The organism is Massilia sp. S19_KUP03_FR1 (assembly GCF_036688685.1).
Classification (GTDB): Bacteria; Pseudomonadota; Gammaproteobacteria; order Burkholderiales; family Burkholderiaceae_D; genus JALYUM01.
Map to the genome: position 1 here is coordinate 1 of NZ_JAQQPS010000006.1, position 15,728 is coordinate 15,728.

15 protein-coding genes and 1 pseudogene are annotated in these 15,728 nt (G+C 64.4%); 11 read left to right on the forward strand and 5 right to left on the reverse strand.

Annotated elements, in window-relative coordinates; translation table 11 throughout:
• Positions 1 to 1,640: pseudogene (locus V6M87_RS07965) on the reverse strand (di-heme oxidoredictase family protein); the annotation flags it as partial.
• Positions 1,641 to 1,829: 189 nt separating this feature from the next.
• Here V6M87_RS07965 and folD point away from each other — a divergent pair.
• The 6 genes from folD to V6M87_RS07995 all read left to right on the forward strand — a co-directional run bounded on the left by folD (position 1,830) and on the right by V6M87_RS07995 (position 7,529).
• A complete protein-coding gene (gene folD / locus V6M87_RS07970) occupies positions 1,830 to 2,675 on the forward strand; it encodes a bifunctional methylenetetrahydrofolate dehydrogenase/methenyltetrahydrofolate cyclohydrolase FolD (RefSeq protein WP_332876077.1) in 846 nt (281 codons plus the stop codon).
• An 11-nt stretch (positions 2,676 to 2,686) separates the two neighbouring features.
• Positions 2,687 to 4,759: a M3 family metallopeptidase gene (locus V6M87_RS07975; RefSeq protein ID WP_332876078.1), complete on the forward strand. Its 2,073-nt coding sequence runs from the start codon at positions 2,687 to 2,689 to the stop codon at positions 4,757 to 4,759.
• A 3-nt stretch (positions 4,760 to 4,762) separates the two neighbouring features.
• Entirely contained in the window at positions 4,763 to 5,374 is a 612-nt protein-coding gene (locus tag V6M87_RS07980) for a glutaredoxin family protein (RefSeq protein WP_332876079.1), read from the forward strand.
• A gap of 7 nt (positions 5,375 to 5,381) precedes the next feature.
• Positions 5,382 to 5,807, forward strand: coding sequence for a DNA polymerase III subunit chi (locus tag V6M87_RS07985; RefSeq protein WP_332876080.1), 426 nt, complete (start codon positions 5,382 to 5,384; stop codon positions 5,805 to 5,807).
• On the forward strand, positions 5,804 to 6,232 hold the full coding sequence (locus V6M87_RS07990; protein WP_332876081.1) for a hypothetical protein: 429 nt from the start codon (positions 5,804 to 5,806) through the stop codon (positions 6,230 to 6,232). Before V6M87_RS07985 ends, V6M87_RS07990 begins: the two co-directional genes overlap by 4 nt.
• A gap of 160 nt (positions 6,233 to 6,392) precedes the next feature.
• Entirely contained in the window at positions 6,393 to 7,529 is a 1,137-nt protein-coding gene (locus tag V6M87_RS07995) for a branched-chain amino acid ABC transporter substrate-binding protein (RefSeq protein ID WP_332876082.1), read from the forward strand.
• A gap of 84 nt (positions 7,530 to 7,613) precedes the next feature.
• On the opposite strand, the gene V6M87_RS08000 is transcribed toward V6M87_RS07995, so the two are convergent.
• Positions 7,614 to 7,922 (reverse strand): c-type cytochrome, encoded by a 309-nt coding sequence (locus tag V6M87_RS08000; RefSeq protein WP_332876083.1) that lies wholly within the window; start codon positions 7,920 to 7,922, stop codon positions 7,614 to 7,616.
• A 182-nt stretch (positions 7,923 to 8,104) separates the two neighbouring features.
• On the opposite strand from V6M87_RS08000, the gene V6M87_RS08005 reads away from it, so the two are divergent.
• From V6M87_RS08005 to lgt, 3 genes are all read left to right on the forward strand, one after another.
• A complete protein-coding gene (locus tag V6M87_RS08005; protein ID WP_332876084.1) occupies positions 8,105 to 8,329 on the forward strand; it encodes a TIGR04438 family Trp-rich protein in 225 nt (74 codons plus the stop codon).
• Positions 8,330 to 8,427: 98 nt separating this feature from the next.
• A complete protein-coding gene (locus tag V6M87_RS08010; protein ID WP_332876085.1) occupies positions 8,428 to 9,321 on the forward strand; it encodes a LysR family transcriptional regulator in 894 nt (297 codons plus the stop codon).
• A 1-nt stretch (position 9,322) separates the two neighbouring features.
• Positions 9,323 to 10,141 (forward strand): prolipoprotein diacylglyceryl transferase, encoded by an 819-nt coding sequence (lgt, locus tag V6M87_RS08015; protein WP_332876086.1) that lies wholly within the window; start codon positions 9,323 to 9,325, stop codon positions 10,139 to 10,141.
• Here lgt and V6M87_RS08020 read toward each other — a convergent pair.
• Entirely contained in the window at positions 10,055 to 10,999 is a 945-nt protein-coding gene (locus V6M87_RS08020; RefSeq protein WP_442920564.1) for a LysR substrate-binding domain-containing protein, read from the reverse strand. The genes lgt and V6M87_RS08020 overlap by 87 nt on opposite strands.
• Before the next feature lie 97 nt (positions 11,000 to 11,096).
• Between V6M87_RS08020 and V6M87_RS08025 the strand changes: the two genes are divergently transcribed.
• A complete protein-coding gene (locus V6M87_RS08025; RefSeq protein WP_332876088.1) occupies positions 11,097 to 12,191 on the forward strand; it encodes a tartrate dehydrogenase in 1,095 nt (364 codons plus the stop codon).
• A gap of 130 nt (positions 12,192 to 12,321) precedes the next feature.
• Here the strand turns inward: V6M87_RS08025 and V6M87_RS08030 are convergent, their stop codons facing one another.
• Complete coding sequence (locus V6M87_RS08030) at positions 12,322 to 13,209, reverse strand: SDR family oxidoreductase (RefSeq protein WP_332876089.1); 888 nt, start codon at positions 13,207 to 13,209, stop codon at positions 12,322 to 12,324.
• Positions 13,210 to 13,300: 91 nt separating this feature from the next.
• Between V6M87_RS08030 and V6M87_RS08035 the strand changes: the two genes are divergently transcribed.
• On the forward strand, positions 13,301 to 14,113 hold the full coding sequence (locus tag V6M87_RS08035) for a helix-turn-helix transcriptional regulator (RefSeq protein ID WP_332876090.1): 813 nt from the start codon (positions 13,301 to 13,303) through the stop codon (positions 14,111 to 14,113).
• A 3-nt stretch (positions 14,114 to 14,116) separates the two neighbouring features.
• On the opposite strand, the gene V6M87_RS08040 is transcribed toward V6M87_RS08035, so the two are convergent.
• Positions 14,117 to 15,676: a methyl-accepting chemotaxis protein gene (locus V6M87_RS08040; RefSeq protein ID WP_332876091.1), complete on the reverse strand. Its 1,560-nt coding sequence runs from the start codon at positions 15,674 to 15,676 to the stop codon at positions 14,117 to 14,119.
• Positions 15,677 to 15,728 lie beyond the last annotated feature (52 nt).

The following is a 15,728-nucleotide window of genomic DNA, read 5'->3' on the forward strand; positions in this document are numbered from 1 at the left end:
CCCCCCCCCCCCCCCCCCCCCCCCCCCCCCCCCCCCCCCCCCCCCCCCCCCCCCCCCCCCCCCCCCGCCAGCGTGCTTTCCGGCACCGCTTCGAGCAAGCCCATGCCCGCCATGTGCGGCGCCGCGCGCACCGACATGCGCGCCGGCAGGTCCAGCGTTTTGCCGGCCACGTCGGTCAGGACGTATTGCGGCTTTTGCAGCGTGTAGGCGCTGTTGTCGGCATACTTGCCGGTGGTCTCGAGATAGCTGCCGATTTTCAGGATGCCCTGGCGGCCGTCATACGTCTTGCCCGCCTCGACGATCAGGCCCTGCGCCAGGTGGCCGCCGAAGCGGCCGTCGATCACCAGCTTGCCGGCGGTGTCGCTGTCGCCAGTGAGTACCACCATGGTGTTCAAAGGCTGGCCCAGCACCGGCGAACTCTTGCCGTTGTTGACGTGGCAGGCGATACAGGCGGCCTGCTGGAACTTCGGACCGGCCTTGCCGGCCTGGGTGCTGAACAGGGTCGGGTTGCCGGCCTCGGTGTGCGAGCCGGTCAGGAACGAGGTGTGGAACAGGCGCCGACCTTCCAGGAAGGACTGGATGTTGATGCCTGCGATATTCGTGCCCGCTTGCAGGAAATTATTTTCCGGCATGAAGGACGCATCTTCCTGCAGCGTCATCAGGGCGCCGCCGCTCATCGCTTCAGCCGGCAACACGCGGGCGTCCCACGGGATCAGGGTACTGTCGCAGCACGGGCCGCGATACCACGGCTTGGCGCCGCCCTGGCCGACCTGGTAGACCAGCGCTTCGGCGTAGTAATTGAAACGGCCCAGCGCGTCGCCCTGGTTGCCGGCCAGGAAGATGCCCAGTTCGAATTCGAGCAGGTCGCCGGTGCGCAGGGTTCTGCGCAGCGCAGCGGACACGGTGATTTGCTTGACCAGCACGAATTCGCCGTCTTTCGGCGGCACGTTCAGGTCGGTGTCGTAGTTGGCGCCCGGGTCACCCGGCAAGGTATCGTAATTGGCGATCGGGGTTTTCAGTTCCTGGCCGGACAGCAGTGCACCGACCGGCAAGCGCTTCATGCCGCCATTGTCGCCATACAGCGCCACCGCCGACGGTCCCAGCGGGTCGCCGTCGCGCCGGCCGATGTAGCTGTGGCGGAAATTGGTGCCGTACCACCACCACTGCGGCCGCACCACCACTGTCAGGATGCGGGCGTTGGCGTCCGTCGGCGAAACGTTCTCGTAGATCGTCAACTGGTGCGATCGGCGTTCGAAATAGTGCGAGGCGAAGGTGAGGTAATTGTCGCCCTCGCCTTTGACGTTGGGCTGCTCGCGCGCATGGCGGTCGCGCGTGCGCCCGCCCAGCTGGGTCACCAGCGTGCCGTCGGCCAGCGTGTACTGGGTCACCGGTTGCTGGTTCGGCCACGACAAATCGGTGTAGGCCGCCACCGTCGGGGCGGTGACGGGGGTGTCGCCCGCAACAGGGGTGGTAACCGGGGTGGTAACAGGCGTGGTGCCGGTCGCGGGCGTGGTGCCGGCAGCGGACTTGTCGCCGCCCCCGCCACCGCAAGCGGCCAGCAGGGTGGCGATGGCCAGTGTGGTCGCGACCAGCCGCGTACAGCGCAGCGGAGGAGTCGGCGTCAAATTAAACATGGGCATGGCACTTTTGGTAAGGGTCGATGTATTTAAATAACTTATTACAAACTTAACTTTACCCATAGTAACATTTGCATCCATATAGAAATGTTTCCAATGGTAACTGTTGCTTTGGCGCAGCAGGCTACGAAACCCCGCGCGCGCTGCACCGGCTTTATAATCGCGTTTTCATTCTTGACAGCGACAACCACCATGCCAGCCCAACTCATCGACGGAATTGCCCTCTCCCAAAAACTGCGCGTCGAAATCGCCCAACGGGCAGCCGCGCTGAGCGCAAGCGGCCGCCAGCCGGGTCTGGCCGTGATCCTGGTCGGCGAAGACCCGGCCAGCCAGGTGTATGTGCGCAACAAGGTCAAGGCTTGCGCCGACGTGGGTTTCCACTCGGTGCTGGAAAAGTACGAGGCCGAGCTGAGCGAAGCGGCCCTGCTCGAGCGCATCGCCGCACTGAACGTCGACCCGGCCATCCATGGCATCCTGGTGCAGATGCCGCTGCCGCGTCACATCAACCCGCACAAGGTCATCGAAGCCATTTCCACCGCCAAGGATGTGGATGGCTACTCGGTGCTGTCGGCCGGCGAACTGATGACGGGCCTGGAAGGCTTCCGTCCCTGCACGCCGTACGGCTGCATGAAGCTGATCGAAAGTACCGGCGTCGACCTGCGCGGCAAGCATGCCGTGGTCATCGGCCGCAGCAACACCGTCGGCAAACCAATGGGCCTGCTGCTCTTGCAAGCGAATGCCACCGTCACCATCTGTCATAGTGCGACCGCGGACCTGGCGTATCACACGCGCCAGGCCGATGTCGTCGTCGTCGCCGTCGGCCGCCGCAACACGCTCACCGCCGACATGGTGAAACCGGGTGCCATCGTCATCGACGTGGGCATGAACCGCGACGACAACGGCAAGCTGTGCGGCGATGTCGACACTGCCGGCGTACGCGAAGTCGCCTCGTTCATCACGCCCGTTCCAGGCGGCGTGGGTCCGATGACGATTACGATGCTGTTAATGAATACCGTGGAAGCCGCCGAGCGCACCTAAAAGGATATGACATGACTACGACCAACCCCCTGCTCGATTTTTCCAGCCTGACGCGCTTCGATGAAGTGCGTCCGGAACACGTTACCCCCGCCATCGATGAACTGATCGCCCATGCCGCCGCCGTGGTCAAGCAACTCGAAGCGCCAGCCGACAGCGTCACCTGGGACAATTTCGTGGTCCCGCTGGAAGAAGCCAGCGAGCGCCTCGGCCGCGCCTGGGGCGTGGTCAATCACCTCAACAGCGTGATGGACACGCCCGAACTGCGCGCCGTCTACAACGAAACCCAGCCGAAAATCACCGAGTTCTGGACCGCCCTCGGCCAGAACGAAGCGCTGTTCGACAAGTACAAGGCCATCCGCGCGGCGAGCGACTTCGCCAACCTGACGCCAGCCCGCAAAAAAATCGTCGAAGACGCCCTGCGCGACTTCCGCCTGGGCGGCGCCGAGCTGCCTGAAGCGAAAAAAGAACGCTTTGCCGACATCCAGGAACAGCACGCCGCCGTCTCCACGCGCTTTTCCGAAAACGTGCTCGACGCCACCAACGACTACAAGCTGATCGTGGCCACCGTCGAAGAACTGGCCGGCGTGCCGGAAGACGCCGTCGCCGCCGCGAAAGCCGCCGCCGAAATCGTTGGTGCGGAGGGCTACCTGTTCACGCTGCACTTCCCGTCCTACTTCCCGCTGCTGCAATTCGCCAACAACCGCACCCTGCGCGAGACGATCTACCGCGCCAGCGCCACCAAGGCGTCGGAAATGGGCGTCGTGTTCAGCGAACTGGAAAAGTGGGACAACACCAACAACATCGCCACGCTGTTGAAACTGCGCGACGAAGAAGCCAAGCTGCTCGACTACCGCAACTTCGCCGAAGTGTCGCTGGTGTCGAAAATGGCGCAAAGCCCGGAACACGTGATCGAGTTCCTGGAAGACCTGGCACGCCGCGCGCGACCGTATGCGGAGAAAGACCTTGAAGAACTGCGCGCCTTTGCCGCCACGCTCGGCATCGACGACATGCAGGCCTGGGATCAGACCTACGTCTCCGAAAAACTGCGCGAGCAGCGCTACGCTTTCTCAGCCCAGGAAGTAAAGGAATACTTTCCGGAGCCGAAAGTCGTCGGCGGCCTGTTCAAGCTGGTACAAAAGCTGTTTGGCGTCACCATCAAGCCGGACGACGCGCCAGTCTGGCACCCGGACGTGCGCTTCTTCCGCATCGAGCGCGATGGTCAATTGGTGGGCCAGTTCTACCTCGACCTGTACGCGCGCGCCGGCAAGGGCCAGGGCGCGTGGATGGACGATGCGCGCGGTCGCCGCCTGGTCACGGGCGGCATCATCCAGACCCCAATCGCTTACCTCACCTGCAATTTCACGCCACCGGCAACCGTTGACGGCAAGTTGCAGCCTTCGCTGTTCACGCACGATGAAGTCACCACGCTGTTCCACGAATTCGGCCACGGCCTGCACCACATGCTGACCGAAGTGGAAGAGCTGTCGGTCTCCGGCATTTCCGGCGTCGAGTGGGATGCGGTCGAATTGCCATCCCAGTTCATGGAAAACTTCTGCTGGGAGTGGGACGTGCTGCAGGATCTCACCGGTCACGTAAAAACCGGCGAACCTTTGCCACGCGCTTTGTACGACAAGATGCTGGCCGCGAAAAACTTCCAGTCCGGGATGCAGACGCTGCGCCAGGTGGAGTTTTCGCTGGTCGACATGCACCTGCACTACGACTTCAACCCGGACAGCGCACAAACCGTGCAGCAGCTCATCGACGACGTGCGCAAGCAGTTCTCGGTGATGATGCCGCCCGCATTCAACCGCTTCCAGCATTCGTTCGGCCATATCTTCGCCGGCGGTTACGCGGCCGGTTACTACAGCTACAAATGGGCCGAGGTGCTGTCGGCCGATGCCTATGCCGCGTTCGAAGAAGCGGTGGCCGCCGGGGGCGACGCGCTCGATGCAACCGGCAAGCGCTTCCAGCAAGAGATCCTGGCCATGGGCGGCGCCCGCCCCGCGCTGGAATCCTTTAAAGCGTTCCGTGGCCGCGAGCCGTCGATCGACGCCCTGCTGCGCCACAGCGGCATGCAGGCGTAAGCCATGACGGCCCGCGCAGCGGTACTTGTAGCGATCAGCCTGGCCCTCGCCAGTGGCGCGCTTTGCGCCCAGCAGATGTACAAATGGAAGGATAACCAGGGCGTCGTGCACTACAGCGACACCCCGCCGCCGGCGCAGGAAAAGAAGGTCGAGGTGAAGGATTTTTCCGCGCCCGCGATGACGCCTGCCGTGCCGCTGCCGTACGCACTGGCGCAGGCAGTGAAAAACAACCCGGTCACGCTGTACACCACGGGCAATTGCGTGCCCTGCGACCAGGCGCGCAAAGCCCTGTTCGACCGCGGCGTGCCGTTCTCGGAAAAAACCGTGGCCAACGACGCCGACCGGGCCAGCCTGGCTGCGGCGGGCGGCAAGGACACCGTCCCTTTCATCACGATCGGGCGCACGACGCTGGCTGGCTACGGTGTGGGCGAATTGCAGGCGGCGCTGACGGAGGCGACCTATCCGCTGACCAAACGGCTGCCGGCCGGCTACCAGAATCCGCCGGTGCAGCACGCCGCGCCGGCCGTGGTGGCCGCGCCGAAACCGGCCGCCCCGGTCGAGACGCCGACCGTGCCGGCCGCGCCGCCACCGTCGCCCACCGGCATCCGCTTCTGAGGCGGGCATGACGCGCATCGATTTCCACACCAACATCCCGGACAAGGTCAGCTACGCCTGCCGGCTGGCGCGTAAAGCGTATGCGGCCAACGCGAAACTGGTGCTGCTGGCCGAGGATGCGGACCAGGCTGCGGCGCTCAACGCCGCGCTGTGGACCCTGTCCGACACCGATTTTTTACCGCATGTCATGGCCGGCGATGCGCTGGCGGACCAGACGCCCATCATCATCACCGCCAGCGACACCGACCCGGTGCCGCACCACGACATGCTGATCAACCTGACGCGCCGCACCCCGGCCTCGTTTGCCGATTACGCGCGCGTGTTCGAGATCATCTCGACCGACGAAGAAGACGCTGCCGAAGGCCGCAAGCGCTACGTCGCCTATAAAAAGCTGGCCCACCCGCTGACCCACTTCGTCGCAGGCAAATCATGAGCCAACCGTTCGACCAGAGTATTCCGGTGCTGACCGAAGTGTTTTCGGATAGGGACCGCAAACCGCCAGCGCCGGTACCAGTGCCAGCGCCTGTGCTGGAGGAAGAGCTGATCCAGGACGAAGCGCCACCCGACGCCGATGCCATCGGCGCGCAACTGGCCACCCTTGCCACCGACAGCTGGACCGAATCGGAGTGGCGCCTGCTCGAGCAGCGCGTGGCTGGCCGCGTCCTGCAGCAACTCGACGCGCGCATCGACGCCACGCTCGACAACCAGTTGCGCGACAGCCTGGCCGACGTGCTGCAGTTCGCCATGGCCAGCCTCACGGTGGAACTGCGCGCCGGCCTGCAGCGGGCCATCCAGGACACGGTCACGCAAGCGGTCGCGTACGAGCTTGCGCAGCTGAAAAATCCGCACCGAAACTAAGCATTTCTCCCAGCAAAACGCACTGCCTGCAACCGGCCGCCGTCGATTCACGCGCGCGCGTGCACCACGCACGCGCAGGGACGTTTATTGCTTTGCGAACTAGCCAAATTGTTGTACCTTTTGGCTACGCAAAACCTGTCTCAACTATTGGAGGATGTCCATGCAGTTCACCACGAAGCTCATTCCGTTTGCCATCGCCGCCGCACTTGCCGGCAGCGCCTGCGCCCAGGACATCGTCAAGATCGGCCACGTCGGTCCGATTTCGGGCCCGAGCGCCCACCTCGGCAAGGACAATGAAAACGGCGCGCGCATGGCCATCGAAGAACTCAATGCCAAGGGCTTCATGATCAACGGCAAAAAGGTCACCTTGCAGCTGCTGACCGAAGACGACGCCGCCGATCCGAAGCAAGGCACGGCGGTCGCGCAAAAACTGGTCGACGCCAAGGTCAACGGCGTGATCGGCCACCTGAACTCGGGCACCACGGTGCCGGCCTCGCGCATCTATAACAATGCCGGCATCCCGGAAATTTCGCCGTCGACCACCACGCCGCAGTACACCAACCAGGGCTTCCCGGGCGCGTTCCGCGTGGTGGCCAGCGACAAGAAGCTGGGCAGCACGCTGGCCCTGTACGCCGCCAACACGCTCAAGGCAAAAACCATCGCCGTGATCGACGACCGCTCGGCCTACGGCCAGGGCGTGGCCGATGAATTCGTCAAGGGCGCCAAGCTGCCGGGCGTCAAAATCGTCGGCAAGGAATTCACCACGCCGGCCGCCACCGACTTCACCGCCATCCTCACCTCCATCAAGGCCAAGAAACCCGATCTGATCTTCTTCGGCGGCATGGATTCGGTGGGCGGCCCGATGCTCAAGCAAATGAAGGCGCTCGGCATCGATGCCAAATTCATGGGCGGCGACGGCGTGTGTACCGAAGCGCTGGGGCGCCTGGCGGGCGACGGCCTGGGCGAAGGCAAAGTGACCTGCGCCGAAGCAGGCGGCGTGAAAGGCGACCAGGAAAAAGCCATGGCCGACTTCTCGGCGCGCTTCAAGAAAAAATACGGCGTCGACGTGCAGCTGTATGCGCCGTACGTGTACGACGCGGTGATGACCATGGCCACCGCCATGCAAAACGCCAAGTCGGCCGATCCCAAGGTCTATCTGCCGGCACTCAAAGCCATCAAGTACCAGGGCGTAACCGGGCTGATTCAGTTCGATGCCAAGGGCGACATCAAGGATGGTGCGCTGACCCTGTTCACGTACCAGGCCGGCAAGAAGGTCAAGCTGGACGTGGTGCGCTAATCACACACGCCCATTAAAAAAACCCGCCGGCTTACGCTGGCGGGTTTTTTTTATTGGCAGCTCAGGAAATGAAGCTGCCACCATTCATTTCTGCGCCAGCACCCACTTCACCAGCGACTGCGCCTCGGCTTGCGACACCTGCGGATTGGCCGGCATCGGCACCGGGCCCCAGACGCCGGAGCCGCCCTTCATGACCTTGGCCACCAGCTTGGCTTCGGCATCTTTTTGTCCCGCATATTTGGCGGCGACATCTTTGTAGGCAGGACCGACCAGCTTGCTGCCAACGGCGTGGCAAGCCATGCAATTTTTCGATTTGGCCAAGTCGGCCTGGGCAAATGCACTCGAGGACGCGCCGGCTACGAGCGCGAACAACACCATCATGGACCGTTTCATTGACTTCTCCGTATCGTTTACTTGCGCTATTTTAACGTGTCTTTGACAAGCTTCATGCCTTCGACACAACTGGTAACGGCTTTCTGTTGGCTCAGGTTGACGCAATGCGATAAAACACTCAATTTTGCTGCACGGCACTACTTTTTATTTGTAAGATGGGACCCTTATTGAGGAGTCGTCCCATGCCGTTGATCCTGTTAATTGCCGCCTTGATCGGCCTGCGCTATTTCGAAGTGTGGAAATTTGCCGAATTGTCATGGTGGTGGATCGTGGCGCTGATGGTGGTCGCATTCATCTGGTTCGAATTCGTCGAGAAAATATTCGGGCTCGACAAGCGCAAGGCGCACAACGTCGATGAGCAACGCCGCAAGGACCGGATCGCCAAGACCTTCGAAAAGCGCAAATAAACCCCGCCGTACCCATCCCTGCCAATCAGCGTTATCATCCCTTCCGGTGAGTCGTTCGACATATCGAGCCGACCACTTTGAATGGATTTGCATATCGCATGAACCTGGAACTGCGCCAGCTCCGTTATTTTGTCACGGTCGCCGAAGAACTGCATTTCGGCCACGCCGCCACGCGCCTGCACATGACCCAGCCGCCCCTGTCGCAAGCGATCCAGGCGCTCGAAGCGCTGCTCGGCGCCGCACTGTTCCTGCGCAACCGGCGCGGGGTCGCGCTGACGCCCGCCGGCGCGGCCCTGCTACCGGAAGCGCGCCGCATGCTGGCCGAGGCGGCCGGCTTCGCCGAACTGGTCCAGCGCGCCGCCTCTGGCGCCAGCGGCCGCCTGGTGCTGTCATTCGTCACCTCGGCCGACTACAGCGTGCTGCCACCCTTCCTGCGCGCCTGGCGCGCCGCCTTTCCTGCCGTGGAAATCGTCCTGCAGGAAGCGACCTCCGACGTGCAGCTGGACGACCTGCTGCACGCGCGCATCGACTGCGGCCTGCTGATTCCGCCCTTGCCGGAGAAAGCGCGCGCTGAACTGGATTACATGAAGGTGCTCGACGAGCCCCTGATCCTGGCCGCGCCGGCCGGACTGGCAGCGCTTGCCGGCAGCGGTCCGGTGCGCCTGCAGGACCTGCCCGCCCTGCCCCTGATTATTTTTCCGCGCAAAATCTCGCCGGCCCTGCACGACGCCATCCTGTCCTGCTTCGCCGCCGCCGGCGTCACGCCCGTCATCGGCCAGGAAGCGATCCAGATGCAAACCATCGTCGGCCTGGTCTCGGCGGGCATGGGGCTGGCACTGGTGCCGCAGTCGGTATCGAACCTGATGCGTCCCGGCGTAGAATACCGCTCGCTGGCCGCCCCGACGCCCCTGGTGGAGACCGGCCTGGCCTGGCGCCGCGACAATCCCTCGCCCGTCCTGCACGGCTTTTTGGAATTACTCAGGAATCATTAATATGCCGCTGATGCACCCCCACCCCGACCCGGTCGCGTTCTCGCTCGGCCCCCTCGCGGTTCACTGGTACGGCCTGATGTACCTGCTCGCCTTTGGCCTGTTCCTGCTGCTTGGCCGCGTGCGCATCAGGCAGCCGCACATTGCCGCGATGGCGTGGAAAAAGGAAGACCTCGATGACATGCTCTTTTACGGCATGCTCGGCGTGATCGTCGGCGGACGCCTGGGCGAAGTGCTGTTCTATGAGCCGGCCAAATACTTTGCCGACCCGATTGCCATCTTCAAGATCTGGCAAGGCGGCATGTCCTTCCACGGCGGTTTTATCGGCGTCATGATCGGCATGCTGGTCTGGTCGCGCAAGGCCGGGCGGCGCCTGGGCGACGTGTACGACTTCATCGCGCCGCTGGTGCCGCTCGGCTATGCGTGCGGCCGCATCGGCAATTTCATCAACGCCGAACTGCCGGGCCGCCTGGCCGACCCCAGCCTGCCGTGGGCGATGATCTGGCCGAATGTCGCTGGCCCGCGCCACCCGTCGCCGCTGTACCAGGCGCTGGTCGACGGCGTGCTGGTGTTCCTGATCATGTGGCCGTATGCCGCGCGCCAGCGCCCGCGCTGGGCCGTGGGCGCCATGTTCACACTGCTGTACGGCTGCGCGCGTTTCTGTACCGAGTACTTCCGCGTGCCGGACTGGCAAATCACCGTGCTCGGCATGCCCATCACCTCCGGGCAGGTGCTGTCATTGCCGATGATGCTTGTTGGAGCCGGGGTGCTGGTGTGGGCTTACCGGCGCGACCGCCTTGCCGGTGTTCAGGGCCCGCAGTGATTCTTCCAGCCAGTCGACGCACACGCGCAGCTTGGCCGAGCCACTGAGTCTGGACGGATAGACGGCCCAGACGTTCGCTTCCTGCACCACGTCGGGCAGCACCTGCACCAGCGCCCCCGAGGCCAGCAGGGGCGCCACATCCCACAAGGAGCGCAGCACGATGCCGCGTCCGTCGACAGCCCACTGCACGGCAATCTCGCCGTGGTTCGACGACAGCGGCCCGGTCACCTTGATGACCTCCTCGCGCAGGCGCCAGACCCCGAATGGATGGTCGCGCTCCTTGATGACCAGGCAGTCGTGGCTGGACAGTTCACCCAGCGTGCGCGGCGTGCCGCGCCGGGCCAGGTAGGATGGCGCCGCGCACAGCACGCGGTGGTTCACGGCGAGCCGGCGCGCCAGCAGGTGCGGCGCGATCTCGTCGCCCACGCGCACATCGAGGTCGAACCCTTCGCTGGTGATGTCGATCAGGCGGTCGAACACTTCGAAGCGCACCGACAGTTGCGGATAGCGCGCGATCAGCTGCGAAATGGCCGGCCCGACGATATTCCTGCCAAAACCGAAGCTGCTGCAAATGCGCAGCGACCCGCTTGGTTCGGCCTGGCTCGCGCCCACTTCGGCCACCATGCCGTCGACCGCATCAAGGATCTGCAGCGCCCACTGGTAAATACGCTCGCCCTGCTCGGTGACCGTGACCTTGCGGGTACTGCGATGGAGCAGCTTGACACCCAGCTCGCCCTCCAGCACGCGGATGCGCTTGGTGACATAGGCGGCCGACACCTCCAGCGCCACCGCGGCGCGCACAAAGCTCGACCGTTTGGCGGTTTCGACAAACACGCGCAGGTCGCGCAGGTCCGGCATAGTATTCACGATTCGTTCATAGTGGATTCACGATGACGATGATTGTACACAACCAAACGTTGCTACCATCGCTGCATTGATCATTCGCGAGGACAGCATGGCAAACACATTCAGGATTGCGGCAATCGCCGGCGACGGCATCGGCAAGGAAGTGCTGCCCGAGGGGCTGAAAGTGCTGGAGGCGGCAGCAAAGCGCTTCGGCCTGGCGCTCGAATTCACCCACTTCGAGTGGGCCAGCTGCGACTACTACCTGAAAACCGGCGCCATGATGCCGGACGACTGGAAGGCGCAACTTTCAAGCATGGACGCCATTTATTTCGGCGCGGTGGGCTGGCCCGAGACAGTCCCGGACCACATCTCGTTGTGGGGTTCCCTGCTCAAATTCCGGCGCGAATTCGACCAGTACATCAACCTGCGCCCGGTGCGCCTGTTCGAAGGCGTGCCGTGCCCGCTGGCGAACCGCAAGCCCGGCGACATCGACTTTTTCGTCGTGCGCGAAAACACCGAAGGCGAGTACACCAACCTGGGCGGCATCATGTTCCCCGGCACCGAGCGCGAAATCGTCATCCAGGAGTCCGTATTCTCGCGCGTCGGCACCGACCGCGTGCTGAAGTACGCGTTTGAATTGGCCAATGCGCGGCAGCGCAAGCACCTCACCGTTGCCACCAAATCGAACGGCATCGCCATTTCGATGCCATGGTGGGACGGCCGCGCGCAGGCCATGGCAACCGGCTATCCGGAGGTCGCGGTCGACATGCAGCACATCGACATTTTGACCGCGCGCTTCGTGCTGCAGCCAAACCGCTTCGATGTGGTGGTGGCGTCGAACCTGTTCGGCGACATCCTGTCCGACCTGGGCCCGGCGTGCACCGGCACCATCGGCCTCGCGCCGTCGGGCAACCTGAACCCGGAACGCAACTTCCCGTCGCTGTTCGAACCGGTGCACGGCTCGGCGCCGGATATCGCGGGCAAGGGCATCGCCAACCCGATCGCGATGATCTGGTCTGGGGCGATGATGCTGGGCTTTCTGGCCGATGGACCGGACGGCGACGCCAGCCTCAAAGAGGCGCACGATGCGATTGTCGCGGCGATCGAGCAGGCGCTGCGTGCCGGGCCGCGGACAGGCGATCTGGGTGGGACGGCGACAACCGCCGAAGTGGGCGATTTGATTGCGGGGTTGGTGGCAGCTTGAGTTGACTTCAAAACGTCATACCGGCGAAAGCCGGTATCCATGCTGAGAATGCATTCACTATTTGGCGTGCGCAGTATGGGCCCCGTTTTTCAACGGGGTGACGGATCGACGGCGGAGCTGAAAGCGCGCGTTACAAATAGCCGGCCGTTGCGAGATCCTCAATCAACCCCTTCTCCTGCGGCGCCCACCCCAGCACGCGCCTGGTCTCTTCACCCGACGCCGGCATGTCCGCGCCCGCAAACCTGGCGAACCACCCGAAATGCGCCGCGGCGTCTTCTTCGGTGACGCTGCGCACCGGCAGTCCCAGCGCCGCACCAATGGCTTCCGCAATCGCGCGAAACGCCACCCCCTCCTCGGCGATAGGGTGATAGCGCGCGCCGCTGCCGCCCTGCGCCAAAGCCAGCCGGTACACGCACGCGGCATCGCGCCGGTGCGTCGCCGGCCAGCGATTGGCGCCGGCGCCGACATAGGCCGACACGCCCTTGGCCCGGGCCACGGCGGCCAGCATCGGCACAAAACCATGGTCACCGATCCCGTGCACCGACGGCGGCAGGCGCACCACCGACGCATGCACGCCCTGCTCCACCAGCGCCGCAGTGGCTGCCTCGGACGCGCGCGGAAAATCCGGCGCCACCGGCTTGAAGCCGTCCGCCTCGGTCGCCATCCGGCCCGGGGACACCAGCGCCACGCCGGACGTCACCAGCAGCGGACGCTGCGTGCCGGCCAGGGCCGCGCCCAGCGCCTCGATGGCACGCCGGTCCAGCTCACAGCTGGCCGCGAAGTTCGCAAAGTCGTGCAGGAAGCCCAGGTGGATGACGCCATCCGCTTCCGCCACGCCTTGGCGCAGGCTGTCGTGGTCTTCGAGCGACCCGCGCACAACGTTCGCTCCCGCCGCTGCCACGCTGGCTGCCGCCGCATCCGAGCGCGCCAGGCCCAGCACACTGTGTCCATGTTCCAGCAAATCCTGCACCACGGCCGCACCGACAAAGCCGCTCGCACCTGTTACGAATACCCGCATGACATTCTCCTTGAATAAGTAGGACACCACTATGCGACGCACCCGCATCCGGGTAAAGTAGGGACTTTATACTGGTATAGCGCCTACCACGATGGATATCGCCGAGAACAACGCCTTGGGCAAATACCTGCGCGACCGCCGCGCCAAACTGGACGCTGCCATCCTCGGCTTCGCGGGCGCGCGCCGGCGCACGCCGGGCTTGCGCCGCGAGGAAGTGGCCCAGCGCGCCAGCATCAGCCCTACCTGGTACACCTGGCTGGAACAGGGCCGCGGTGGCGCACCATCCGAACCGGTGCTGGAACGCATCGCGCAGGCGCTGGTATTGACGGCCGACGAGCGCGAACATGTGTTCCTGCTGGCGCTGGGGCGGCCACCCGCCGTGCGCTATCAGGGAGACAACGCGATCTCGCCGCGCCTGCAGCGGGTGCTCGACGCGCTCGGCGTGAGTCCCGCCTTCATCAAATCGCTGACCTGGGACCTGGTGGCCTGGAACCGCGCCGCGGCGGCGGTGTTCGGCTACGACGCGCTGGCGATGGGCGAACGCAATATTTTGCGGCGCATCTTTTGCAATCCCGCCAGCCGCCTGACCAACCCCGATTGGGAGAGCGTTGCGCGCTTTGCCGTGGCGGCGTTTCGCGCGGACGCCGCGCGTGCCGGTCCTTCGAGCGAGATCGAGATGGTGGTGGCCGCCCTGTGCGCCGACAGCGCCGACTTCGCCGCCATGTGGCGCGACCGCGCGGTGCGCAGCTTCGGCGACGGCGTGAAGCACTTGCGCCATGCGCAGGCCGGCATCATCGCCATGGAATTTTCATCGTTTTCGGTCGACGGCAGGCCCGACCTCGGACTGGTGGTCTACAACCCGGCCACCAGCGCCGATGCGGAGCGGATCCGCTCCATCATGTAGTACTCAGGCGAAAGCCGTGTCGCCCACTTTGAAGCGGCTGACCAGCTGCGCCAGGCCGGCGGCCTGATCCTGCAGGCTGCCGGCCGCCGCAGCCGCTTCTTCGACCAGGGCCGCATTTTGCTGTGTCACGGTGTCCATCTCGGTGATGGCGGTGTTGATCTGCTCGATGCCGGCGTCCTGCTCGCGGCTGGCACTGGCAATCTGCGCCATGATGTCGGTCACGCGCTGCACGCTGGCCACCACTTCCTGCATCGTGGTGCCGGCATCGCCCACCAGTTTCGAACCCTGTTCGACCTGCTGCACCGAGTCGTCGATCAGCGTCTTGATTTCCCTGGCCGCGCTGGCCGAACGCTGGGCCAGGTTGCGCACTTCGGATGCCACCACGGCAAAGCCGCGACCCTGCTCGCCGGCGCGCGCCGCTTCCACCGCCGCGTTCAGGGCCAGGATATTGGTTTGAAAAGCGATACCGTCGATGACCGCGATGATGTCGACGATCTTGCGCGACGAGACGTTGATGGCGCCCATCGTTTGCACCACCTGCGACACCACCATGCCGCCCTTGCGCGCGACGCCAGACGCGGTCGATGCCAGCCCATTGGCCTGGTCCGCATTCTCGGCATTCTGCCTGACCGTTGCCGTCATCTCTTCCATCGACGACGCGGTTTCCTCCAGCGAAGCGGCTTGCTGCTCGGTGCGCGAGGACAGCTCCAGGTTGCCACTGGCGATTTCCGCCCACGCAGTGGCGATCGTGTCGCTGCCGCTGCGCACCGCGCCCACCATGGTCTGGAGCGCGGCGTTCATGTCCTTCAGGGCCTGCATCAACTGGCCGGTCTCGTCGCCCGGCACCACCCGGATATCCGTCGTCAGGTCGCCGGCGGCCACCGTGCGCGCGATCTGCACTGCCTGCGCCAGCGGGCGCACGATCGAGCGCGTGATCACGATGACGGCGCCAACTGCCAGCAGCAAGGCCGCCAGCGCCGCGCCGCCCATCCGCTTCAGGCTGACCAAGAACACGGTATCGGCCTGGTCGGCGCTGGCGTCGAAATGCTTTTCCTGCAGGTTCACCTGGGCGCGCAGACTGGCGGCAAATTTGTGCATGGCGGCATACGCATCGCCGAACGCCAGCGCCAGCGCGGCGTCGCGCTGGCCGGCCTGGCTCAGCGCCAGCACGCGCGTGCTCAAGCCGACGTAGCGGTCGCGCAGGGCTTTCGCTTCCGTATTGCTGGCACGGCTCTCCTCGGTCACCAGCGTGGCGTCGAGTTCGCCGAGTGCCTTGTTGAACGCGGCCGTGTTGGCGGCCAGGCGTTCGGTCGCCGTCTTCAATTCGGCCGGATCGGTCGCCACCGCCAATTGCGCCAGCCGGCCGAAACTGCCGCGGACATTGTCCAGCGCAAGGTTGGCGGCGCGCACCCGCGGCCACGATTTCCTCGCCAGCTCGCCGGTGGACTGGTTCAGCTCCTGCATGGCGAAAAAGGACAGCGCCACAATCGCCAGCAGCATGAGGATGACGGCGCCGAATGCGAGCCGCAGCCGCGTGGCGATGTTCAGGTTGAAGCGATGCATGAGAGTATCAGGTAGAAAAATCGATAATATTGCAGTTAGAAATCAGACTGCT

Coding starts and splice junctions, on each gene's coding strand:
- folD (WP_332876077.1), top strand. CDS start 1,830: ATGCCAGCCCAACTCATCGACGGAATTGCCCTCTCCCAAAAACTGCGC.
- V6M87_RS07975 (WP_332876078.1), top strand. CDS start 2,687: ATGACTACGACCAACCCCCTGCTCGATTTTTCCAGCCTGACGCGCTTC.
- V6M87_RS07980 (WP_332876079.1), top strand. CDS start 4,763: ATGACGGCCCGCGCAGCGGTACTTGTAGCGATCAGCCTGGCCCTCGCC.
- V6M87_RS07985 (WP_332876080.1), top strand. CDS start 5,382: ATGACGCGCATCGATTTCCACACCAACATCCCGGACAAGGTCAGCTAC.
- V6M87_RS07990 (WP_332876081.1), top strand. CDS start 5,804: ATGAGCCAACCGTTCGACCAGAGTATTCCGGTGCTGACCGAAGTGTTT.
- V6M87_RS07995 (WP_332876082.1), top strand. CDS start 6,393: ATGCAGTTCACCACGAAGCTCATTCCGTTTGCCATCGCCGCCGCACTT.
- V6M87_RS08000 (WP_332876083.1), bottom strand. CDS start 7,922: ATGAAACGGTCCATGATGGTGTTGTTCGCGCTCGTAGCCGGCGCGTCC.
- V6M87_RS08005 (WP_332876084.1), top strand. CDS start 8,105: ATGCCGTTGATCCTGTTAATTGCCGCCTTGATCGGCCTGCGCTATTTC.
- V6M87_RS08010 (WP_332876085.1), top strand. CDS start 8,428: ATGAACCTGGAACTGCGCCAGCTCCGTTATTTTGTCACGGTCGCCGAA.
- lgt (WP_332876086.1), top strand. CDS start 9,323: ATGCCGCTGATGCACCCCCACCCCGACCCGGTCGCGTTCTCGCTCGGC.
- V6M87_RS08020 (WP_442920564.1), bottom strand. CDS start 10,999: ATGCCGGACCTGCGCGACCTGCGCGTGTTTGTCGAAACCGCCAAACGG.
- V6M87_RS08025 (WP_332876088.1), top strand. CDS start 11,097: ATGGCAAACACATTCAGGATTGCGGCAATCGCCGGCGACGGCATCGGC.
- V6M87_RS08030 (WP_332876089.1), bottom strand. CDS start 13,209: ATGCGGGTATTCGTAACAGGTGCGAGCGGCTTTGTCGGTGCGGCCGTG.
- V6M87_RS08035 (WP_332876090.1), top strand. CDS start 13,301: ATGGATATCGCCGAGAACAACGCCTTGGGCAAATACCTGCGCGACCGC.
- V6M87_RS08040 (WP_332876091.1), bottom strand. CDS start 15,676: ATGCATCGCTTCAACCTGAACATCGCCACGCGGCTGCGGCTCGCATTC.